The 21,180-nt window shown below is 70.3% G+C and carries 18 protein-coding genes; 12 read left to right on the top strand and 6 right to left on the bottom strand.

Annotation, left to right across the window (positions count from 1 at the left end; translation table 11 throughout):
* Positions 1-7 precede the first annotated feature (7 nt).
* The 3 genes from ACIOJD_RS14075 (at position 8) to ACIOJD_RS14065 (ending at position 2,401) form a co-directional block, all read left to right on the top strand.
* Complete coding sequence (locus ACIOJD_RS14075; protein WP_401912472.1) at positions 8-205, top strand: ferredoxin; 198 nt, start codon at positions 8-10, stop codon at positions 203-205.
* Positions 202-1,389, top strand: a complete 1,188-nt coding sequence (locus ACIOJD_RS14070) for an NAD(P)/FAD-dependent oxidoreductase (RefSeq protein WP_401912469.1) — start codon at positions 202-204, stop codon at positions 1,387-1,389. Before ACIOJD_RS14075 ends, ACIOJD_RS14070 begins: the two co-directional genes overlap by 4 nt.
* 172 nt (positions 1,390-1,561) lie before the next feature.
* Positions 1,562-2,401, top strand: coding sequence for an SDR family oxidoreductase (locus ACIOJD_RS14065; RefSeq protein WP_401912466.1), 840 nt, complete (start codon positions 1,562-1,564; stop codon positions 2,399-2,401).
* A 17-nt stretch (positions 2,402-2,418) separates the two neighbouring features.
* Here ACIOJD_RS14065 and ACIOJD_RS14060 read toward each other — a convergent pair whose 3' ends face one another.
* From ACIOJD_RS14060 to ACIOJD_RS14045, 4 genes are all read right to left on the bottom strand, one after another.
* Positions 2,419-3,615 (bottom strand): cytochrome P450, encoded by a 1,197-nt coding sequence (locus ACIOJD_RS14060; RefSeq protein ID WP_401912463.1) that lies wholly within the window; start codon positions 3,613-3,615, stop codon positions 2,419-2,421.
* 95 nt (positions 3,616-3,710) lie between these two features.
* On the bottom strand, positions 3,711-4,322 hold the full coding sequence (locus ACIOJD_RS14055) for a DUF742 domain-containing protein (RefSeq protein ID WP_401912461.1): 612 nt from the start codon (positions 4,320-4,322) through the stop codon (positions 3,711-3,713).
* Between the two features lie 16 nt (positions 4,323-4,338).
* On the bottom strand, positions 4,339-4,773 hold the full coding sequence (locus ACIOJD_RS14050) for a roadblock/LC7 domain-containing protein (protein WP_401912459.1): 435 nt from the start codon (positions 4,771-4,773) through the stop codon (positions 4,339-4,341).
* 30 nt (positions 4,774-4,803) lie between these two features.
* A complete protein-coding gene (locus ACIOJD_RS14045) occupies positions 4,804-7,713 on the bottom strand; it encodes a nitrate- and nitrite sensing domain-containing protein (RefSeq protein ID WP_401912456.1) in 2,910 nt (969 codons plus the stop codon).
* A 751-nt stretch (positions 7,714-8,464) separates the two neighbouring features.
* Here ACIOJD_RS14045 and ACIOJD_RS14040 point away from each other — a divergent pair.
* Both ACIOJD_RS14040 and ACIOJD_RS14035 read left to right on the top strand, forming a co-directional pair.
* The gene (locus ACIOJD_RS14040) at positions 8,465-8,860 is read left to right on the top strand and encodes a DUF485 domain-containing protein (protein WP_401912453.1); all 396 of its coding nucleotides are present in this window, start codon (positions 8,465-8,467) and stop codon (positions 8,858-8,860) included.
* The gene (locus ACIOJD_RS14035; RefSeq protein WP_401912449.1) at positions 8,857-10,452 is read left to right on the top strand and encodes a cation acetate symporter; all 1,596 of its coding nucleotides are present in this window, start codon (positions 8,857-8,859) and stop codon (positions 10,450-10,452) included. Before ACIOJD_RS14040 ends, ACIOJD_RS14035 begins: the two co-directional genes overlap by 4 nt.
* A gap of 100 nt (positions 10,453-10,552) precedes the next feature.
* Here the strand turns inward: ACIOJD_RS14035 and ACIOJD_RS14030 are convergent, their stop codons facing one another.
* Both ACIOJD_RS14030 and ACIOJD_RS14025 read right to left on the bottom strand, forming a co-directional pair.
* On the bottom strand, positions 10,553-12,232 hold the full coding sequence (locus ACIOJD_RS14030) for a cellulase family glycosylhydrolase (RefSeq protein ID WP_401912446.1): 1,680 nt from the start codon (positions 12,230-12,232) through the stop codon (positions 10,553-10,555).
* Between the two features lie 199 nt (positions 12,233-12,431).
* Positions 12,432-13,316 (bottom strand): LysR family transcriptional regulator, encoded by an 885-nt coding sequence (locus ACIOJD_RS14025; RefSeq protein WP_401912444.1) that lies wholly within the window; start codon positions 13,314-13,316, stop codon positions 12,432-12,434.
* Positions 13,317-13,929: 613 nt separating this feature from the next.
* Between ACIOJD_RS14025 and ACIOJD_RS14020 the strand changes: the two genes are divergently transcribed.
* From ACIOJD_RS14020 to ACIOJD_RS13990, 7 genes are all read left to right on the top strand, one after another.
* Positions 13,930-14,652 carry an alpha/beta hydrolase gene (locus tag ACIOJD_RS14020; protein ID WP_401912442.1) on the top strand — a complete coding sequence of 241 codons (723 nt, stop codon included), beginning with the start codon at positions 13,930-13,932 and terminating at the stop codon, positions 14,650-14,652.
* Positions 14,649-15,494 carry a sulfurtransferase gene (locus ACIOJD_RS14015; protein ID WP_401912439.1) on the top strand — a complete coding sequence of 282 codons (846 nt, stop codon included), beginning with the start codon at positions 14,649-14,651 and terminating at the stop codon, positions 15,492-15,494. The genes ACIOJD_RS14020 and ACIOJD_RS14015 overlap by 4 nt, the downstream gene beginning before the upstream one ends.
* 20 nt (positions 15,495-15,514) lie before the next feature.
* Entirely contained in the window at positions 15,515-16,408 is an 894-nt protein-coding gene (locus ACIOJD_RS14010; RefSeq protein WP_401912437.1) for an ABC transporter permease, read from the top strand.
* Between the two features lie 5 nt (positions 16,409-16,413).
* Positions 16,414-17,211, top strand: coding sequence for an ABC transporter ATP-binding protein (locus tag ACIOJD_RS14005; RefSeq protein WP_401912435.1), 798 nt, complete (start codon positions 16,414-16,416; stop codon positions 17,209-17,211).
* The gene (locus ACIOJD_RS14000) at positions 17,208-18,188 is read left to right on the top strand and encodes an ABC transporter substrate-binding protein (protein WP_401912432.1); all 981 of its coding nucleotides are present in this window, start codon (positions 17,208-17,210) and stop codon (positions 18,186-18,188) included. The genes ACIOJD_RS14005 and ACIOJD_RS14000 overlap by 4 nt, the downstream gene beginning before the upstream one ends.
* 60 nt (positions 18,189-18,248) lie before the next feature.
* Positions 18,249-19,349 carry an LLM class flavin-dependent oxidoreductase gene (locus ACIOJD_RS13995; RefSeq protein ID WP_401912429.1) on the top strand — a complete coding sequence of 367 codons (1,101 nt, stop codon included), beginning with the start codon at positions 18,249-18,251 and terminating at the stop codon, positions 19,347-19,349.
* Positions 19,350-19,478: 129 nt separating this feature from the next.
* Positions 19,479-20,876 carry an FAD-binding oxidoreductase gene (locus ACIOJD_RS13990; RefSeq protein ID WP_401912426.1) on the top strand — a complete coding sequence of 466 codons (1,398 nt, stop codon included), beginning with the start codon at positions 19,479-19,481 and terminating at the stop codon, positions 20,874-20,876.
* Positions 20,877-21,180 lie beyond the last annotated feature (304 nt).

The raw sequence follows: 21,180 nt of genomic DNA, 5'->3' as shown, positions 1-21,180 counted from the left end.
GAAAACCATGCGTGTTGAACTGGACGAGCCGAAGTGCGTGGCGTCGGGACAGTGTGTGATGGCCTCCCCCGAGGTCTTCGACCAGCGTGACGACGACGGCGTCGCGATCCTGCTGGAGGAGCGGCCGGGCGACGAACTCCTCGAAGGGGTACGGGAAGCCGTGGCGATCTGCCCGGCCGCGGCGATCCGGCTGGTCGAGCAGTGAAGGGCGTTGTCGTCGTAGGAGCCTCGGCCGCCGGACTCGCGGCGGCCGAGACCCTCCGCCGGGAAGGCTACGAGGGCACCCTGACCCTCATCGGCGACGAGCCCCACGCCCCGTACGACCGGCCCCCGCTGTCCAAGCAGATCCTGGCCGGGGAGTGGGAGACGAAGCAGCTCCCGCTGCGGCCGTACGACGTCCTGGACTCCCTCGGTCTCGACCTGCGACTCGGTGTCGCGGCCACCGGGCTCGACGTGGCGGACCGGACGGTGCGGCTGGCGGACGGTTCGCATGTGCCGTACGACGGGCTCGTCGTGGCCACCGGAGTGCGCCCGCGCCGGCTGCCCGGCGAAGGCGCCCACGTGCTGCGGACCCTGGACGACGCGGTCGCGCTGCGCGACCGGCTGGGGCGGGGACGGCGGCTGATCGTGGTCGGCGCCGGGTTCCTCGGCGCGGAGGCCGCCGCCGTGGCCTGGCAACTGGGCGCCCGGGTGACCCTGCTGGAGCCGGCACCGGTGCCGCTGGCCCACGCGGTCGGCGGGGCGGTCGGACAGGTGCTGTCGCAGGCCCACCTGGACCGGGGGGTGGAACTGCGCTGCGGGGTCACCGTGGCCGCGGTGACCGAGGACGGGGTGCGGCTCGCGGACGGCGAGCTGGTCGAGGGCGACGAGGTCCTGGTCGCGATCGGATCGCTGCCGAACACCGAGTGGCTCGCCGACAGCGGCCTGACCGTCGACAACGGCGTGGTGTGCGACGAGTTCAGCGAGGCAGCGCCGGGCGTGTACGCGGCCGGGGACGTGGCCCGCTGGCACAACCCCCTGTTCGGCGTGTCGATGCGTGTCGAGCACCGTACCCACGCGGCCGAACAGGGCATGGCCGCCGCCCGCAATCTGCTGCGTCCGCAGGCGCGCAAGCCGTTCGCGCCGGTGCCGTACTTCTGGTCGGACCAGTACGACATGAAGATCCAGGCGTACGGCTGTCTGCGGGGCCACGACGAAGTGGCGGTGGTGGACGGCGATCTGGCCGAGCGCCGGTTCGTGGTCGCCTACCGCACCGGCGACCGGCTGACCGGAGCGCTCGCGGTCGGCATGCCGCCCAAGGCGATCCGCAGCTGGCGCCAGGCCATCGCCGTCAGCGCCACCTGGCGCGACGCCGTGGGGACCACGGCCCCGGCCACCGCGCCGAAGTAGCACTGTTCGCCCGGGAGGGCGGGGCCCGCGGCGTCCGGCGGACAGGCCCTCACAGGCAGTGCACCAGCGTTCACACCGCTGGTGCACTGCCCATGCGGGCACATGCCGACCGCGGCTCCCCGCCCACCCGTGCCCCACCGTTGAAGTCGGCAGTACCACATGGAGGTTGATCATGCAGGAGCGTAAGGACGACGGACGTGACGTGGTCGTGGTCACGGGAGCCGGTGGTATCGGCTCGGCGATCGCGCGTCGGCTCGGCAGCGGGCGGACTCTCGTCCTGGCCGACGCGTCGCGTGAGCAACTCGACAGTGGTGTCGAGGAGTTGAGCGCCAGCGGATTCGCGGTGCGGGGCGTGCGCACCGATGTGAGCGATCGCGAGTCGGTCGAGAGACTCGCCGAAGTCGCCTCCGCCGAGGGCCGGGTGACCGCCGTCGTGCACACCGCCGGCGTCGGCGCCGCGACCGCGTCGGCCCGCAAGGTGCTCGAGGTCAACCTGCTGGGCACGGCGCATGTGATCGACGCCTTCGAGCGGGTCGCCACCCGCGGTACCGCCCTGGTCGTCATCTCCAGCATGGCCGGCCACTACGCGCCCCTCGACCGGGAACACGAGGCGGCTCTGGCGACGAAGCCCACGGACGAACTCCTCGGACTGGACTTCGTCACCGCGGTCGGTGACGACTCGATGGCCGCGTACATGATGTCCAAGCGGGCCAATCACGTCCGGGTCCAGGCCGCGGCGCTCGCCTGGAGTCTGCGCGGCGCCCGGATCAACACCGTGAGCCCCGGGGTGATATCGACCGCGATGTCGAAGGCCGAGGCCGACTCCGACCCGGACGGGCACATGATGAAGATGCTGGACGCGTGCGGTGCGGGGCGTACGGGCACTCCGGACGAGATCGCGGAGGTGGCGGCGTTCCTCACCGGCCCGCACTCGCTGTACATCACCGGCACGGACCTGCTCGTCGACGGCGGTCAGGCAGCCTGGGTCCGCTGGCACAGGCTGCCTGCTTAGGCCCTGTGCACCGGGGCTCACAGAGTGACGGGCAGCTCTCGCAAGCGGCGGCTGCGCAGGGAGTTCGTCCACCGCGGTTCCTCCGCGGGGCCCGCCAGGGAAAGATCCGGAAAGCGCTGGATCAGAGAGGTCACCGCGATGTTGTTCTCCATCCGGGCGAGAGCCGCGCCGGGGCAGTAATGGGATCCGTGCCCGAAGGCGAGATGCGCGGTGTCCTCGCGGCAGGGGTCGAAGGTGTCCGGATTCGCGAAGCGCTCGGAGTCGCGATTGGCCGACGCCCATGACAGCCAGACGCGTTCACCGGCCGGGACGTGCGTGCCGCCCATCCTGATGTCTTCCGTGGCGAAACGCCGTACGGCGAGCATGGCGGGGGAATTCCACCGCAGCGTCTCCTCCGTCACCGCGTCCATGGTCAACTCGCCGCCGCGGACGGCGGCCAGCTGATCGGGGTGCGTCAGCAGAGCCAGCACGGTGCTGGCCATCAGGCTCGCGACGTTGTCGTAACCGCCGAAGAGCAAGAGAAAAGCCATGGCCACCAGCTCGCTCTCGCTCAGGCGGTCGCCCTCGTCGCGAGCCGCGATGAGGGCGGACAACAGGTCGTCGTCCGCCGGCGCGCCGCGCTTGCTGTCGATGAGCTCTGTCAGGTACCGGTGCATCTCCCGCATGGCCTCGCGCGAGCGCGGGGGACCGCCGGGTGCCGCGTTCAGCAGGGTGTCCGTCCAGCGCCGGAAGTCCGGGCGGTTGTCGGCCGGAATACCCATCAGGTCGCAGATCACCGACATGGACAGCGGCAGGGCCAGATCGGCGACCACATCCGCGCGATCGTGGCAGGCGATCGTGTCCAGCAACTGGTCGGTGGACTTCTGCACGGCATCGCGCAGGCCCTCCGCGCGGCGAGGTGTGAACGCCGTACTCACCAGGCGGCGCAGCCGCGCGTGAGCCCGCGGGGCGCTGTTGAGCAGATGCGCGTCGAGTTCCGCCGGCAGGGAATTCACATGACCGGCGACCGTGCGCGCGTGCTGTTTGCTGACCGACATCCGTCGGTCCATGGCGGCGGCCCGGACCTCCTGGTAGTTCGTGACCAGGAGAAGTGGGTCCCCGTCAGGGCTGACGGCCCGGTGGACCGGACCGGTTCGGCGCAACGCCGCGTATGAGGCGTGCGGTTTTGCGACGAAGGACTCGTCGAGCGGCAGGGGATCCCGCGGGCAGGGCATGCGGCTTCTCCTCCTTAGATGAGCGCTCGTCGCGGTGGAGGGGCTCGGCTGTCGCCCCACCACGATCCACGGTTCGACATCCGTCGAAGAGACCGTCAGATCCGCCGGAGTCCGACCAGCACTCTCTCCATCAGGGCACCGTCCGGGCTGCCGTCCTGCGTGACGGCGCTCTCGTGGACGACGATCAACCCGCGTTCCGCCATGTCGCCGAGCAGGACCTTGACCACCCCCAGCGGCACCGACAGCATGGCCGACACCTCGGCCACCGATCTCGGTTCCTGGCACAGCTCGATCACCGGTCGGTGGTCCAACTGCACGACATCGGTGGAGCGGTGACCCAGCTCGGTGGTGGTCACCAGGGTCTCGACCTCGAAGTGATGCTGCGACCTGGTCCGGCCACCCGTCCATGTGTAGGCACGCACGAGTGAGGCCGCGCCTTGTCCCTCGTCGTGCTCGGTCTCCCAGGCGGCCGGCTGTCCGTGCTCCGACGGCGCTCGCGGGTACGACTCCGCAGGACCCGTGGTTCCGGGATCGTCCACCTCACGGCGATCCGGGGCCGCCGGGGTGGCGTCGGCACCGGACCTCTTCCGCGCCCGTCGCGCCTTGCCGAAACTGAACGCGTTGAGCACATCGGCGAAGGTCTGTTCGTCCCCCGCCCCCTGATCTCTCCGAGGCCCCTGCCCGGAAGGGCCTTCACCGGCGCTCATGATCTCCTCGTCCGGCCTAATGGACCGCTGTCCGCTTCAGTCCCTGGAGCTCGGCACGTAGTTCCGGGGTCAGCATCTCGCCGACCTGGTCGACCAGTACGGTCATCTCGTAGGCGACCTGGCCGATCTCGCAGTCCGGCGCTGCCAGTGCCACGAGGCACGAGCCGTCCTTGATCGACATCAGCAGCATGTTCCCACCCTCCATCTGGACCACGGACCGCCGCACGTCACCGGTCATCAGGCAACGGGCAACGCCCTGCGTCAAGCTGACGGTGCCCGCGGCGATGGTGGCAAGCTGTTCGGCACGATCGTCCGCCAGCCCGTCCGACGCCGTGAGCAAAATTCCGTCGGCTGATACCACCACGGCGTGCGCCACATTGGGAACACGTTCGGTGAAGTTGGTGACCAGCCATCCGAACTGGCTCACCTCCCGCGACTGGGGTGAGGTCATGAATTCTTCCTGCCCGTTCTTCGAAGAGACCTATGTCTCGTCGGGCTGAGCCCGACGGATGCCCGACTGGTAGTTGCTGAGGAACCTGTGGGTGCGGCCCGCGTCCTTCTTCGCGGTCACCTCACCTCCGGCGGCACGCGGCTCGGCCCGGTCCGGAACCGGGCTCCGACGCGGAACCCGTTTGGGCAGCCCGGCCTCTGTGCGTGCGGCTGTCCCCGGAGCGTCCGACGGCTCGGAGTCGGCCGGACGAGGGCTGTCAACGGGATCCGGACGGCTCTCCTCGACGGCCCCGGGCCGGGAGGGTACGGGCCGCCGAGGCAACGCGGACCCTGTGAGGCCCGTCGGCTTCCGCTCGTCGGATGCCTCGGGTGACGAGTGACCGGCAGCCGACGCGGGCTCGCCCTTCCCGGCGTGAGCCGCCGCTCCCTGCCCCGACGGGGGCTGAGTCCTCGCGGTGGGCGGCACCGGTGGGCGCGCGGTGTCCTCGGTACGCGAATCCGCCGAAGCCGTGTCCGGTTCGGCCGACTTGAACCACGCCGAGGAGGTGGCGCCCTGGGGAGCCGGACGCGACCGCCGCGGCAGCCCCGGGGCCTGCGCCCGTGCGGCACGGTTGCCCACCGGCATATCGCCGTTGCCGGACCTGCCGTCGGTCGCCTTCGGGGCGTCCTTGCCGACCGGGACGAAGCGGTTGGCCTCCGCGTCGATGGCGGGTGTCCGACGCGGCAGGGCCTGGGGCACGGAGGGATCCGCGGACCCATGGCGGCCCGGCTCGGGAGCGCCCGAACGCCGGGAATCCGCCGGGGAATCACCGCCACGTATCGAGCGAGCCCCGTCGTGCGCCCTGCGCGGCAGAGCCGCCGCCCTGGTCCCGTCGGCCTTCGGCCGTGTCCGTACGGGCACGGCGCTCCTGGCCGCGGTCGGCCTGGTGGGCAGTGAGCTGCCCCGGCCCTCGATGGCGGGGCTGTTCGTCAGCATCAGCTTCGCCGGTACGTGGATGCCGGCCCGGAGCCCACCGGTACCCCGCTCCGAGCTCAGTTCCACGTCGATGCCGTGCCGACGTGCCAAGTGACCGACGACGGACAAACCCATCTGCCGGGACGTAGGTACCTCCACAGATGCGTCCTCCGCTACGCGTCGGTGAGCCTTGGCCAATTCGATATCGCTCATCCCGAATCCCTGGTCGTGGATGTCGATCAGTGCAGAACCGTCCGGGAGTATCGTATTACTGATCACCACCTGAGTGTCAGGCGGGGAGAAGGTGGTGGCGTTGTCGAGCAACTCGGCGACCATCCGTGCCAGGTCACGGGCCGCGTAACCGATCACCTGGACAGGGGGAACGGGCTCCACCACCGCGCGCTGGTAGTGCTCGATTTCGGACACCGAGGCCCGCAGCACGTTGTCCAGCGGTACGCGCTGTTCGGAGGCGCGGACCAATGTGCTGCCGCACAGGACCATCAGGTTCTCGTTGTTGCGCCGCATACGGGTCGCCAGGTGGTCGAGCTTGAAGAGGTTGGACAGTTGGTCCGGATCCTCTTCGTGCCACTCGAGCTGCTCCATCAGGCGCAGCATCCGGTCCACCAGACTCTGGCTGCGCCGGGACAGGTTGGCCAGGGTGTCCCGCAAGTCGCCTCGCAGCGCGGCCTGTTCGGCGGCCAGGTGCACGGCCTGGCCGTGCACCGCGTCGAACGCCCTGGCCAGCTGCCCGAACTCCTCCGTGGTGTGCACCGGCACGGCCTCGATGGGCGAGTTCGACACCTCGCCCTCGCGGATGCTCGAGACCGCCGCCGGGAGCTGACGCTCGGCCACGTCGAGTGCGGTCGAGCGCAGCACGACCAGGGACCGCAGCAGATGCCGGGAGATGCCGAACCCGATGGCAAGGGCGAGCAGGAGTACGGCGAGGAGCATCACGGACTCCGCACCGGCCCGGTCGCTCGTGTGGTCCTGCAGTTCGGCGGAGGTCAGGCGAAGCCGATCGGCGAGGTCCTTCTCCACCTTGTCGACAAGGTCTCCGGTGGTCTCCGAACTCTGGTTCCAGTCGCGGACCGAGAACGGCGCCGATCCAGCGTCCGCGTCCAGCCCGGCGTCCGGCCCCGCCGCCCGGGACAGGACGGCGTCCACCAGCTGAGCACGCCGCTGGACCTGCGGGCCTGTGACCGTCCGGTCGTAATTGCGCTGCTCCGCCGTGGTGGCCACGGCCCGGAAGTCGCCCCGCTTGTCCCGCAGGCGGAAGTCGGACTCCTGGAGCGCTCTGACGATCTTGGAGTCCGCCGGCTTGCCGGGTCCGGGATCCTTCAGCTCCAGGAGGAGCACATGCTGGAGGTGGACCTGTTCCTGGATCACCTCCAGGTCGTACAGCGCGATCGCCGGTCCGGACAGCTGAGGTTCACCGACCCTGGTGCCCAGCGCCTGGTCCAGATCGAGCAGACCGTTGATCATCTCGCTGTAGCCGCTCACCGCGGTCCACGAGTTGACGCCTTCGGACGCCACCTGCCGGCGCAGCTCGGGCAGGCCGTCCAGAAGCTTGAACGCGTCGCGGTAACGGTTGACCGAAACCCCGTCAAGACCGGTTGCCTGTTCGTTGATACGCGTGACGGCGGCCTGACCGCGGTCGACGAGTTGAATCCGCTGCCGGAGCATGGCCGTATCGACGGACGCACCGCCGCGCAGGCGCCCGGCGGACAGGGTCCGCTCCATCTGCAGATCCTCGATCAACGGCAGCAACCCGCCGCGCAGCTCGACCAGTTGCTGAATGTCCGCGTAGGAACTCGCCCGCGCGACATCGCGCTGGATCTGTACGACGCCCAGACCGACGGCGAGCAGGGCGGGCACCACGAGAACGGCACCCAGCTTCACCGGCAGTCGCCAGTTCCGCCACTGCACCACGCCGACCCACCACGGCTGTCGACGTTCGCGTGCGGCCGCGTGCTTGCCCGGGGTCATGAGGTGCGCTCCGCGCCCGGACCGGCCTGCCCACAGGGATGTATCACGATGCCGTTTCTCCTGGTTTTCCCTGAAAGGGGAGTCGAACGCCCGGCAGCACGCCCCACGCCCCGGTTTGGCGATGCGCTGGCGCGCCCACCTCTGGCGCCTCTAGTAGTACCTCTACCCGAATCCAGCAGCACCTCTGCCCGAAAAGCTCGCTACTCTTCATGGCGAGTTCGCAGAGGCCGTACCTGAACGGAACGAATACTCGCAGGCACCGTCGGAGGAATCACCCAGCGATTCCATCCCGCCCCCGCAATCCCCCCAATGACGCGAGAGCGACCAATGACTCGGCTTCGTCAGACACCGGCGGCCGACCCATCCACACAAACGCTCGCATGCGCAAACACTGACACACAAGTATGAGGTTCTATCAGCGAAGACACCTGGTACACAACGTCGCTTCACGAAATATCCCCAAGGGGGGCGATCCCGATCGGCCACGATCACCCGAGATCAAAACAAAGGGGACAATGCGAAGAGAGTTGGACAAAATACCCATTCCGCGATCATATCCACTACATTCAAAATGGCCCTGAAGCCGGATTTGCGGCACAGCACGCGGCCATGCGCACCCGAGGACGTTGACTGCATCCGGCACCTCACTACACTTGCCCCGTCAAAGGGGCTGCCGGTTGCCTCTCCTCCCGCTCCACCCGCTACCGGCGACCCGAACGACGCCCGCCCGAAAACCCCCCGGAGAGAATCAATGTCGAAATCGGTGCGGCCGCCCGCGCCCATTCCATCCGATCGGGGAGCCGGGCAGAGGTTCGCCGACCGCGGTGACGAAAACGGGGAGCCCGACTTCCGGGCAATTCAGGAGAGCCCGGAGTTCAAGCGTCTCAGCCGGAGACTGCGCTGGTTCATCTTCCCCATGAGCGCCTTCTTCTTCTGCTGGTACATGACCTTCGTCCTTCTCTCGGCCTATCACCACGACTTTATGAGCCGCAAACTGGTCGGCGCAATCAATACCGGCACCGTCCTCGGCCTGCTTCAGTTCGTGTCGACGATCACCATCGTCCTGACATACCGGCGCTTCGCAAATAAAAGACTTGATCCACAGGTGGAAAAGATCCACGAGCTGTCGGGAGCCGGCAACAAATGACATTGCAGATCGCGGCAGAATCGACCGGCAGTCCGATGATCAACCTGGGCGTTTTCTTCGCCTTTGTCATCGTTACACTGTTCGTCGTCTACAGGGTTACCAACAGGAATTCGACGGCATCGGACTATTACGCTGCGGGAAGCTCTTTCAGCGGCGCCCAAAATGGCATCGCGCTGTCCGGCGACTTCCTGTCCGCGGCTTCGTTCCTCGGCATTTCGGGGGCGATTGCCGTCCATGGCTACGACGGGTTCCTCTACTCCGTCGGATGGCTCGTCGCCTGGCTGGTCGCCCTGCTGCTCGTCGGTGAACGGCTGCGCAACACCGGGCGGTTCACCGTCGGCGACGTCATGGCCTATCGCATGAAGCAGCGCCCGGTGCGCGCGGCGGCGGCCAACGCCACGCTGGTAATCACGTTCTTCTACATGCTCGCCCAGATGGCCGGCGCCGGCGGGCTGATCGCCCTCCTGCTCGATGTGCACAGCAAGAGCGGGCAGGCCCTCATCATCTCGGCCGTCGGCGCCGTGATGGTCTTCTACGTCCTGGTGGGCGGCATGAAGGGCACGACCTGGGTACAGATCATCAAAGCCGGTCTGCTGCTGCTCTGCGTGACCTTCATGAGCGTGTTCATCATCGCCAAGTTCGGATTCAGCTTCTCGGCACTCCTGGAACAGGCGGCACAGAACAGCTCGCTCGGCGACCGCCTGCTCGACCCGGGCGGCTGGTACGGCGAGAACGCGATGAGCCAACTCGACTTCGTCTCACTGGCCTTGGCGCTGGTCCTCGGCATCTCCAGCCTGCCGCACGTACTGATGCGCTTCTACACCGTGCCCAACGCCAAGGAGGCGCGCCGTTCGGTGGTCTGGTGCTCCTGGTCGATGTTCGTCTTCTACCTGGCGATCCTGGTCGTCGGGTACGGCGCCACCGCTCTGGTCGGTTCGGACGCGATCCTCGACGCCCCGGGCGGCGAGAACTCCGCGGCCCCGCTGCTCGCTTTCGAGATCGGCGGTCCGATGCTGCTGGGGATCGTCTCCGCGGTCGCCTTCGCGACGATCCTGGCGGTCGTGGCGGGCCTGACCCTGGCCGCTTCGGCCTCGTTCGCCCACGATGTCTACGCCAACGTGATCAAGGACGGGAAGGCCGACGCGCGATCCGAGATCCGGGTCGCGCGTCTGACGGCGATCGCGATCGGTTTCTTCGCCATCATCGGCGGAATCATCACCAACGGCCAGAACGTGGCCTTCCTCGTGTCACTCGCCCTGGCGCTCGCCGCGTCGGCCAATCTGCCGACGATTCTCTACACGCTGTTCTGGAAGCGCTTCAACACGACAGGCACGCTGTGGAGCATCTACGGCGGTCTGGTGTCCGGTCTCGTGCTCATCATCTTCTCGCCCGCGTTCTCGGGTGCCTCCACGTCGATCATCACCAGCGTGGACTTTCACTGGTTCCCCCTCTCCAACCCGGGCATTGTCTCGATTCCGCTCTCCTTCATCTGCGGATACCTCGGCACGGTTTTGAGCAAGCGCCCCGCGGACCCCGACAAGCAGGCGGAGATGGAAGTCCGGTCGCTGACCGGAATCGGCATGAAGGTGTAGGTCCTGGTCCGCCGGTCCTGACGGACCGACAGTGGCGCTTCCCGGAAGGCGTACCGACCGGTGGGGACGGATGCCCCACCGGTCGGCCGGGGCGGGCCGGTCAGGCGGTGGCGCAGGTGGTACCGCTGAGAGTGAAGGCGGTCGGGGCGGTGTTGGTCCCGCTCTTGCCCGCGAGGAAGCCGACGGTGACCGAGCCGCCCGCGGAGACGGTGGAGTTGTAGGAGGCGGGGGCGACGCTCACCGTGCCGCCGCTCTGGGTGGGGGTCCCTCCCCACATGCCGGTGACCTTCTGTCCGTTGGAGAAGGCGAAGACCAACGTCCAGCCGCTGATGGCGGTGGTGCCGGTGTTGCGGATCGTGATCTCGCTCTGGAAGCCGTCGCCCCACTCGCCGACGACGCGGTAGCCGACGGCGCAGCGCGCGCCGGGGGTGCCGCCGCCCTCCTTGGTGGTGACGTTCACCGTGGCCGAGCGGGCCGAGCGGTTGCCGGCCGCGTCACGGGCGTAGACGGCGAAGGTGTACGCCGTACCGGCGGTGAGGCCCGTCACGGTGACCGTACTGGTGGCGGAGGAGGCGGCCTTGGTCTCCGAGCCGCCGCTGACGCGGACTATGTCGTAACCGGCGACGCCGACGTTGTCGGTGGCGGCGGCCCAGCCGAGCGAGAGGGATGTGGCCGTCACGGCGGAGGCGGTCGGAGTGCCGGGGGTGGTCGGGGCCTGTGTGTCGGCCGGACCGCCGCCGCCGTAGACGGTGGCCTCCCGGGAGGTCTGGGCGATGCCGTTGGCGCCGTTGAAGATACGCCGGCCCCAGGAGCTGAGTTGGCTGGGGTCGAAGTCGATCGCCAGGTCGAGGACCGGGTCGGTGTTGCCGCTCCAGGACCAGGCCAGGTAGCCGAGCCGGAGCTGCTGGGCGGCGGCCATCATGGTGTCCTCGTCCGGATCGCCCCATTGGTCGGCGGGGCCGCCGAACTCGCCGATGAGGATGGGCAGTCGTGCCGTGACGAAGGCGTTCAGGTAGTCGGTGATCTCCTGGGCGGTGTCGAAGACGCTGTACATGTGGATCGAGAAGATCAGGTTGCCGGTGGGGTCGGCGTCGTACACGGACCGGGCGTTGGCCCGCATGACGCCTTGCCAGTCCTGGCCCCAGTTGGGGGCGTCCACCATGATCGTGTGCTCGAACCCGGCGTTGCGCAGCTTCTTCACGGCGGCGGTCGTGGGTTCGGTCCAGCCGGCGGGGTCGGTGTTGCCCCAGGGCTCGTTGCCGATGTTGACGATGACGTAGTTCTCCTGGCCGGCGAGTACGGACTTGAGGCCGATCCAGTAGTCGGCGGCCCCGTCGAGCGTGCCGGCCGCGGCGTCCTCGCCGTAGCCCGTGGTGTCGTGCACCTCCAGCACGCAGATCAGCCGGTTGGCCTTGCACTGAGCGATGACGGCGGCCACGTCCTCGGGGCTGTTCCTGCTCCAGCGGTGGCCGTTGGAGAGGACGACGCGGACGGTGTTGGCGCCGAGCGCCTTGACGTCGGCCAACGACCGCGTCTCACCCGGGTACCAGGTGTGGGCGTGGTTGACGCCGCGCATGACGAAGTCGTTGCCGTTGCCTTCGAGCAGGCGGCCGTCACTGATGTGGAGGCCGGTGGCGGCACGGGTACTGGGCGACTGGGCCCGCGCCTGGGCGGGGGCCGGACCGGCCGCGCCGATGACGACGAGCCCGAGGAAGGCGGCCAGTGCGGTCAGCAGGACGGTGAGGGGGCTCTTTCGTGTCGTGCTTCTTGCTGTTCTCACTGCGACTCCAGGGAGTGAGCGCCAAGAAACTTTGGCATCAGAAGAGGCTTGGGAGCGCTCCCATACACCCACCATGGCACGAGCACGTCAAGACGTCGCGCACGCTCCGGCGCTTGAACGGCCGGTATGCGCGCGCGAGTTCGATCCCGTGCCCGTTCGGGGGCGGCCGGAGCTCCGGTCGCCGCCGGGCAGCGGCCTCTTACGCCACCGTCCCGCACGCGCCGATCGAGGTGGCCGCCTCGGCGAGGAGATCACGGACGGCACCGGCAGCGTGGGCGGCCATCACGGCGTCCGCGCCCTGACGGGCGTGGACGCTCATACGGATCGCCGGAGTCGGGGGGAGGTCGGTGCGCTCGGCGAGCCCCTCGGGACGCTGTCCGACGGTGGCCAGCAGCGCGACACCCAGACCGGCCCGAGCGGCGTCCAGCACTCCGGCCAGGTATCCCGCGTCACAGACGACCGAGGCGGGGATGTCCCGTTCGGACAGCACGGCCAGGGCGCGGCGGCGGATCGCGCAGGGGTCCTCGATGGCCACCAGAGGGAGCGAGGACGGGGCGAGCGGCGGGGTCCATTCCGGGGCCGCGTACCAGGCGAGGGGGAGGCCGCCGACCACCGTGCCCTCGGTGGCCGCCGCTTCCGTGACGTACACCGCCAGGTCCACCGTGCCCCGGTCGACGGCCTCGACGAGGCGGGCCGAACGGTCGATGCGGTAGCGCACCCGGCAGTCCGGACGCACCGCGCGGACCGCCGCGGTGATCCGGGGGAGGATCTGGTCGGCGGCGTGTTCGGTGGAGCCGATCACGACGGTGTCCGTGTCCTCGCCGAGCAGCCGGCGCACCGCCTCGTCGTGCGCGGCGACGATCCGCCGCGCCTCGTCCAGAAGCAGACTTCCGTCCGCCGTGAAGCGGGTCCGGCGGCCGTCACGCTCGACCACCGGGCGCCCCAGGGTCTTCTCCAGCCGCCGGATGTGCTGGCTCACCGCGGACTGGCTCAGTGTCAGTGCCTCGGCAGCACGATGGAAGCCGCCGCGGTCCGCGACGGCTATGAGGCTGCGGAGCGTCACGATTTCGAACACAGATGCCATAACCGCACGCTAGCACCCATCGATCAGCTTTCGTGATCAATTTCGATGGTGAATCATCGTTGGACGTGGCATGCGCGCGTCGGCGATGCTGGAGTCATGTTGCGAACAGTGTTCGGGACGGCCATCTCGCCGTACCCCTTCGAGGCCCGGCGGCCCCACGCCGCGAGCGCACTGCTGACGCAACGCCGTGTGGTCGACTTCGGCCTCCTCACCAGCACTTGTTGTCGCTGACCCGGCCCCTCGCCGGCCGGTGAGCCGTCGGCGCCTGTCGCGAAGGTAGCGCCCTTCGCCCATCGGGCGGGGCCTGCGGCGTCCCGCGCACCGCACCGGACGTCCTGAGCTGATCCCTCGCGATCGACCGGGCCGGACGCGGTCCACGGCTTCGGCACCCCCGTACCACCCGGTGGGTCCACCGCCCGGTCGGTCGGTCGGTCCCAGTGACCTTCCGCGTCGCCTCGCCCGAACTCCTTATCTCCCCCGGTCCTTTCTCTCTCCCCCGGCGTCCCCCGGCGTCCCGCCGTCGTCCGTCGCGCCACCCGGACACGGTCCGGTGCCGGTCCGTGCTCCTGCCCCGGGCTCCGCCCGGGGTGCCCCCGTCCCGAAGCGAGAACCCATGACACACGCCGAGACCATCCATGCCTGGAACGAACCGGAAGGCATCCATCCACGCGGCACGCTCGTCGTGCTCCCGGGGCGCGGTGAACACCCGGGCGCCTATGAGCGGTTCGGCCGCCGGCTCGCCACCGACGCCTACCGCGTACGGATCGCCACGGAGCCGGGGCAGGTCGCCGAGCTGCTCCTCGACGAGGCGTCCGACGCCCCCCGGGTGCTGGTCGGCGCCGACACCGGGGCGCTGTGGGCCGCCTCCCTGGCCGCGCAGGGCGCCCCTGGCCTCGACGCCGTGATCCTCGCGGGACTGCCCACCGCGCAGGCCGCCCCGCCCGCCGGCGCGGACCGCGAGCAGGATCTGGCCCTGCGCAGCGCCTGCCCCACGTACCACGGCCTGCTGGACCGCGACGGGTACCGGCCCGGGGCGCTGGCCGAACCGGTGCCGCACGAGCTGCTCAGCGCCGCGGACCTGGGCGCGATCACGGTTCCGGTGCTCGCCCTGCACGGCGCCGACGACACCGTCAGCCCGCTGGACGCGGCCCGCCGCGCCTACGCGGGCCTGCCGGGCACGCGGTTCGTCAGCCTCGCCGACACCCGCCACGACGTACTCAACGACACCTCGCACCGCACCGCCGCGGCGACCGTCGTGCTCTTCCTCGAACGGCTGCGCCTCTCCCCCGCGCTGCCCGAGATCGCCCGCGCGGAACCCCACGGGAGCGCCGCATGAGCGACCGCGTCCTGATCAGCGCCGGGGAACTGCGCGGTCTGCTGGACGCCGGCGATCCGCCGCTCGTCCTCGACGTACGGTGGGCGCTCGGCGACCCGCACGGTCGCGAGCACTACCGCGCGGGCCATGTCCCCGGTGCCGTCTTCGCCGACCTCGACACCGAGCTGGCCGCCGCGCCCACGGGGCAGGGCGGCCGCCATCCGCTGCCGGACATCGCCGACCTCCAGGCCGCCGCCCGGCGCTGGGGGCTGCGCGCCGGGACTCCCGTGGTCGTCTACGACGACCTCGGCAACACCGCCGCCGCGCGCGCCTGGTGGCTGCTGCGCTGGGCCGGGGTGGCCGACGTGCGGCTGCTCGACGGTGCGCTCGGCGCCTGGCGCGCGGCCGGATTCCCGCTGGAGAGCGGGGAGGATGTGGCCGAGCCCGGTGACATCGGGCTCGTCCCCGGGCATCTGCCGGTGCTCGACGCCGACGAGGCCGCCGGACTCGCCGAGCAGGGAGTGCTCCTGGACGCCCGCGCCGCCGAGCGGTACCGGGGCGAGACCGAGCCCGTCGACCCGCGCGCGGGCCATATCCCCGGGGCGGTGAGCGCCCCCACCGGCGACAACCTCGCGGCCGACGGCACCTTCCGGCCCGCGCGGGAACTGCGCGCCCGATTCGCCGCTCTCGGCGCCGACGGCGGCACACCGGTCGGCGTGTACTGCGGCTCCGGGGTGACCGCGGCGCATCAGATCGTGGCCCTCACCCTCGCGGGCGTCGACGCCGCGCTGTTCCCCGGCTCCTGGTCCGCGTGGTCCGCCGACCCCGACCGCCCCGCGGTCCTCGGTGAGCACCCGCGATGACAAGAGAAAAGGACCTCCTGATGCCCGTTCGGCAACAGACCGCCTCCCCCGCCCCGCCGGGACCGGCCCTCGCCAAGGCCGCACCCGCCGAGGCCGCCGGCCGGCTGACCGTCCGCCCCGCGGCCGGGCGTACCCGCCGCGGTCCACGGCTCCCGCGCGCGGTGCGCCGGGCCACCGGCCCGGTCGGCCTCGTCCTGGCCTGGTACCTCGCCGCCACCACCGGGCTGCTGCCCTCCAGCGTGCTGGCCTCGCCGGTCGACGTCGTACAGCAGGCCGTGGAACTGACCCGCACCGGTGAGCTTCCGGACGCCGTCGCCGCCTCCGCGCGGCGCGCCGCCACCGGCTTCGTGATCGGCGCCACCGTGGCGCTCACGCTGTCGCTCACCGCCGGGCTGTTCCGGCTCGGCGAGGACGTCATCGACTCCTCCATGGGCATGTTCCGGGCGATCCCCTGGGTGGGCCTGATCCCGCTGTTCATCGTCTGGTTCGGCATCGACGAGACCCCGAAGACCGCCCTGGTCGCGCTCGGTGTGACCTACCCGCTGTACTTCAACATCTACGGCGGCATCCGCTCCGCGGACTCACAGCTCATCGAGGCCGCCCGGATGCTGGGCCTCGGACGGATCGGGATGATCCGGTACGTGATCCTGCCGTCCGCGCTGCCCGGCGCGCTCGTCGGCCTTCGCTACGCGCTGTCCACCGCCTGGCTGGCCCTGGTCTTCGCCGAGCAGATCAACGCGAACGCGGGCATCGGCTACCTGATGAGCAACGCCCAGCAGTACTTCCGTACCGATGTCATCGTGCTGTGCCTGGCGGTCTACGCGTTGCTCGGGCTGCTCTGCGACTTCGTCGTACGGGTCCTCTCCCGACGCCTGCTGGCCTGGCGGGCTTCCTTCGACGGCGACGGAGCGTGAGACGCGTGACCGACCCCACCCACGGCACCGACAGCACCGACAGTGTGGAGATACGCGGCCTGGGCCGGTCCTTCGCCGGCCGGACCGTGATCGACGACCTCGATCTGACCATCGAGAAGGGCGAGTTCGTCGCTCTGCTGGGACACAGCGGCTGCGGCAAGAGCACCCTGCTGCGCATCCTGGCCGGGCTGGACGACGAGATCAGCGGCGAGGTCACCGTGCCCGCCCGCCGGTCCGCCGCCTTCCAGTCGCCCCGGCTGATGCCCTGGCTGAAGGTGTGGCGCAATGTCGTCCTCGGCCTGCCCGGGAAGCCCGACCGGGCCCTCGCCACCCGCTACCTCGCCGAGGTCGGCATCGAGGAGCGGGCCGGGGTGTGGCCGAAGACCCTCTCCGGAGGCGAGGCGCAGCGTGTGTCCTTGGCCCGCGCTCTCGTGCGGGAACCCGAACTGCTGCTGCTGGACGAGCCGTTCGGCGCGCTGGACGCCCTGACCCGCGGCAAGGCGCAGCGGCTGGTCGCCGAGCTGTGGCAGCGGCACGGCTGCTCCATCCTCCTGGTCACCCATGACGTGGAGGAGGCTCTGCTGCTCGCCGACCGGTTGCTGGTGATGGACGCGGGCGGCATCGCCCACGAGGTCACCGTCGACCTGCCGCGCCCCCGGACCCTGGGGTCGCCCGAGTTCGTCGCTCTGCGCTCGCGGCTGCTCGGCTGGCTCGGTGTACGCGACGCCTCCGCCCCTGAGCACGAGCTCGACGCACCGCGGGACACACCGCTCGGTACACCACTGGAAAGGACCGCTTCATGAACCGGACCGTTCGTGTCCTCACCACCGCCTTCGCCCTGGCCGCACTCCTGGGCACGGCCGGCTGCGCCGACAACGGCGGGACGGCGGCCGGGGCGTCGTCCTCCGACGGGCAGCTGACCGTCGGCGACCAGGCCAAGACCCTCCAGACCCTGGTCAAGGCGTCGGGTGTGCTCAAGGGGTCGAAGTACGGGGTGAAGTGGGCGGAGTTCCAAGGTGCCGCGCCCCTGTTCCAGGCGGTGCAGGCGGGTGCGGCCGACACCTCGTACTCCGCCGATCTGCCCTCGCTCCAGGCGCTCAGCGGCGGCGTACGGGTGAAGAACGTGGCGGCGCTGAAGAACGACGGCAGCCATGTCGGCATCGTCGTGAAGAAGGACTCCGCGGTCCGGAGCGTCGCGGATCTCAAGGGCAAGAAGGTCGTGGTGTCCTCCGCGAAGGGGAGCATTTCGGAGTATCTGCTCGCCAACGCCCTTCAGCAGGCGGGCCTTTCGTACTCCGACGTCACCGTCCAGTATCTGCTGCCGACCGATGCCCAGGCCGCCTTCGCGTCCGGCAAGGTCGATGTGTGGGCGACCTTCGGGGTCTACCAGGCCGTCGCCCTCCAGCAGGGCGGCCGGCTGCTCATCGACGGCAACGACGGCCGGATCAGCGGCTACGGCTTCATCGGGGCGTCGGACAAGGCCCTGGCCGACAAGGGCAAGCGGGCCGCGCTCACCGATTTCCTGGGCCGCCTGTCGAAGGCGCTGGCCTGGGGCCGGTCGCATCCCGAGGAGTACGCCGCGGCCATCCGGAAGGACACCGGCGCGTCGCCCGCCATCGCGAAGACCCTCGCCACCACCGCTTACGGGGAGGTGCTGCCGATCACGCCGGACGTGACGAAGGCCGTTCAGAAGGTGGCCGACACCATGCACGGCATCAAGGTGCTCGACCCGAACGTCGAGGTCGCCGATTCCGTCGACGCGAGTCTGTTCACCAAGTAGGCCCCAGCAGGCCCCAGTAGGTCGCAGTAGGTCGCACACACTCCGAGGAGCCGATCCGCCATGCCCGTCGAGTTCATCAGCGCCATCCACCCCAACCCCGCCACCGACGGCAACCCCACCGCCGGTTCGGGCATCGACCCCGACTACGCCCGGAAGTACGCCCGCGCACTGGACGACGGCGGCTTCGACTACACCCTCGTCGCCTACCACTCCGCCTCCCCCGACGCCCTCCAGCTCGCCCAGTTCGTCGCTCACCACACCGAACGCCTGAAGCCGATGCTCGCCCACCGGCCGGGTGTCATCTTCCCCACCCACGCGGCCCGCGCCTTCGCCACCCTGGACCGGCTCAGCGGCGGCCGGCTGTCCGTCCACATCATCTCCGGCGGCAACGACGAGGAGCAGCGCCGCGAGGGCGACTACCTGGGCAAGGCGGAACGCTACGAGAGGTCGGACGAATACATCCGGATCCTGCGTGACGTGTGGTCCTCCGACGGGCCCGTCTCCCACGAGGGCACGCACTACCGCTTCGAGGGCTTCCGCTCCGACGTCTCCCCCGTGAACGGCACCATCCCGATCTCCGTCGGCGGTTCGTCTGCCGACGCGTACCGGGTGGGCGGGCAGCAGGGCGACATCTTCGGGCTGTGGGGCGAGCCGCTGAAGGAGACGGCCGAGCAGATCGCCGCCGTGAACGCCGTCGCCGACGCCGCCGGGCGTCCCCGGCCCCGGATCTGGGTGTCCTTCCGGCCGATCGTCGCCCCGACCGACGAGCTGGCCTGGGAGAAGGCCCACCGCACGCTGGCGTGGGTCAAGGCGGGGCATGCCACGCGGGCCAAGAGCCGTCACTACCCGGCGGTCGGCCAGGGCCGGCCCGCCAACATCGGCTCCCAGCGCCTGCTGGACGTCGCCGCCCGCGGCGAGGTCCACGACCGCTGCCTGTGGACCGCGCCGGCCGCCGCGACCAATGCCGCGGGCTCCTCCACCGCCCTGGTCGGCTCGCCGGAGACGGTGGCCGCGGCGCTGCTGGACTACGTCGACATCGGCTGCGAACTGCTGTCCGTCCGGGGCTACGACCCGCTGAACGACGCGATCGACTACGCCCGCCACGTACTGCCGCTGGTCCGTCAGGAACTTTCCCACCGGGCCTCCGAGCCGGCGGCGTAGAGCCTCTCGTCTCGGATCGTGCCGGGTGCGCGTGCGGTGCGCGCCCCCGCGTCACACCCGGCTGTCACCGTCAGGAGAACCCGCCATGCCCCGCACACCACTGGATCCCTCCGGCGCGAAGGCTCTTCGATGACCACGAATCAGACGGTGGCGCAGGCCACTTCCGCGGCCCGGCTGCTCGGTCTGCTCGCCCGGGACCTCCCGCCCGACCGGCTGACCACCGACCCCGCCGCCACGGCCCCGTACGCCACCGACCGGTCCGGTACCCGCACCGACGGGCAGCCGCTCGCCGTCGTACACGCCCGGGACACCGACGAGGTGCGGTGCGTCCTTCGCCACGCGAACGAGTCGCGCGTGCCCGTCGTGCCGCGCGGCGCCGGGACCGGCCTGTCCGGCGGGGCCGCCGCCGGTGAGGGCAGCATCGTGCTCGACCTGTCCGGGATGAACCGCATCGTCGAACTCTCGCCCGACGACCAGCTCGCCGTGGTCGAACCGGGCGTGGTCACCGCCGACCTCGACCGGGCCGCCGCCGCGCACGGGCTGCGCTACGCCCCGGACCCGGCGAGCGCCGCGATCTCCACGGTCGGCGGCAACATCGCCACCAACGCGGGCGGGCTGCGCTGCGCCAAATACGGTGTCACCCGCGACAGCGTCCTGGGGCTTACGGCCGTGCTCGCGGACGGTACGGTCGTACGCACCGGCCGACGCACCGTCAAGGGCGTCACCGGTTACGACCTGACGGCCCTGCTGACCGGCTCGGAGGGCACTCTCGCGGTGATCACCGGCGCCACCGTGCGGCTGCGGCCGGTGCCGGTCGCAACCGCGACGATCGCCGCGTACTTCGACCGGGTCGAGGACGCGGCCGCCGCCTCCTCGGCGATCACCGCCGCCCGTGTCGAGCCCGCGATGTGCGAACTGCTGGACGGCCCGGTCCTGGCCGCCATCGACGCCGCGCAGGGAACCGGGCTACGGGCCCGGGGCGGCGCCCTGCTGCTCGTCCAGTGCGACGGCGCGGGCGCGCCCGCCGAGGCCGAACGCGTCGCGGCGGTTGCCGGCGACCGGGCCATGTCCGTCGAGGTCGCCGCCGACCCCGCCGAGGCGGAATCCCTGCTCGCGGCCCGCCGCCTGGCGCTGCCCTCGCTGGAACGCGTCGGCCGCCCGCTGATCGAGGACATCGCCGTCCCCCGCTCCCGGCTGGCCGAGGCCGTACGGGCCGTCGAGGCCATCTCCGTACGGCACGACGTGCCGGTCTTCACGCTCGCCCACGCGGCCGACGGCAATCTGCACCCGATCATCGTCGTGGATCCCGCTCTGCCGGAACTGCCCGAGGCGGCCTGGAAGGCGGCGGGCGAGATCTTCGCCGTCGCACTGCGGCTGGGCGGCACTCTCACCGGCGAACACGGAGTCGGCGTCCTCAAGCGGCAATGGGTCGCCGAGGAACTCGGCGCCGACAACCACGCCCTGCAACAGCGGCTGAAGAGCGCGTTCGACCCGCATCACATCCTCAACCCCGGCAAGGCGGTGTGAGCGGTTCCGAGCCCTCGCCGCAACGGCGCGCCCCAGCCACCCCCGGAGCCCTTTCGGCCACATGATCCGCGACCCGCTCCAACGGGACAATCCGGATGGGCGTTTCACGCCAATCGAATCTTCCGGCCTTTCCCAACAGCAAGTTTGAGCGGCCGTAAGCAAACGTGACATACAACATATTGCCGAGTCTTTACCATTCCATTGCCTGTCGTGTTTCGATGGGGCGGTCCGCCTCTTGATCAATCCGGCCGCTTCCGACGGCAGTCGCTGGTCTCGTGCCAGCAAACCGATGGGATGCTCAGAC

Source organism: Streptomyces sp. NPDC088116 (assembly GCF_044741745.1).
Taxonomy (GTDB): Bacteria; Actinomycetota; Actinomycetes; order Streptomycetales; family Streptomycetaceae; genus Streptomyces.
Note: the sequence above shows the minus strand (reverse complement) of the source record. Positions and strands in the feature narration are given on the sequence as shown.

Excerpts from the sequence above, each read along its gene's own strand:
- ACIOJD_RS13995 (WP_401912429.1), top strand. The coding sequence starts at position 18,249 with ATGCCCGTCGAGTTCATCAGCGCCATCCACCCCAACCCCGCCACCGAC.
- ACIOJD_RS14040 (WP_401912453.1), top strand. The coding sequence starts at position 8,465 with ATGTCGAAATCGGTGCGGCCGCCCGCGCCCATTCCATCCGATCGGGGA.
- ACIOJD_RS14060 (WP_401912463.1), bottom strand. The coding sequence starts at position 3,615 with ATGCCCTGCCCGCGGGATCCCCTGCCGCTCGACGAGTCCTTCGTCGCA.
- ACIOJD_RS13990 (WP_401912426.1), top strand. The coding sequence starts at position 19,479 with ATGACCACGAATCAGACGGTGGCGCAGGCCACTTCCGCGGCCCGGCTG.
- ACIOJD_RS14025 (WP_401912444.1), bottom strand. The coding sequence starts at position 13,316 with ATGGCATCTGTGTTCGAAATCGTGACGCTCCGCAGCCTCATAGCCGTC.
- ACIOJD_RS14075 (WP_401912472.1), top strand. The coding sequence starts at position 8 with ATGCGTGTTGAACTGGACGAGCCGAAGTGCGTGGCGTCGGGACAGTGT.
- ACIOJD_RS14065 (WP_401912466.1), top strand. The coding sequence starts at position 1,562 with ATGCAGGAGCGTAAGGACGACGGACGTGACGTGGTCGTGGTCACGGGA.
- ACIOJD_RS14055 (WP_401912461.1), bottom strand. The coding sequence starts at position 4,322 with ATGAGCGCCGGTGAAGGCCCTTCCGGGCAGGGGCCTCGGAGAGATCAG.
- ACIOJD_RS14035 (WP_401912449.1), top strand. The coding sequence starts at position 8,857 with ATGACATTGCAGATCGCGGCAGAATCGACCGGCAGTCCGATGATCAAC.
- ACIOJD_RS14015 (WP_401912439.1), top strand. The coding sequence starts at position 14,649 with ATGAGCGACCGCGTCCTGATCAGCGCCGGGGAACTGCGCGGTCTGCTG.
- ACIOJD_RS14020 (WP_401912442.1), top strand. The coding sequence starts at position 13,930 with ATGACACACGCCGAGACCATCCATGCCTGGAACGAACCGGAAGGCATC.
- ACIOJD_RS14045 (WP_401912456.1), bottom strand. The coding sequence starts at position 7,713 with ATGACCCCGGGCAAGCACGCGGCCGCACGCGAACGTCGACAGCCGTGG.
- ACIOJD_RS14010 (WP_401912437.1), top strand. The coding sequence starts at position 15,515 with ATGCCCGTTCGGCAACAGACCGCCTCCCCCGCCCCGCCGGGACCGGCC.
- ACIOJD_RS14000 (WP_401912432.1), top strand. The coding sequence starts at position 17,208 with ATGAACCGGACCGTTCGTGTCCTCACCACCGCCTTCGCCCTGGCCGCA.
- ACIOJD_RS14050 (WP_401912459.1), bottom strand. The coding sequence starts at position 4,773 with ATGACCTCACCCCAGTCGCGGGAGGTGAGCCAGTTCGGATGGCTGGTC.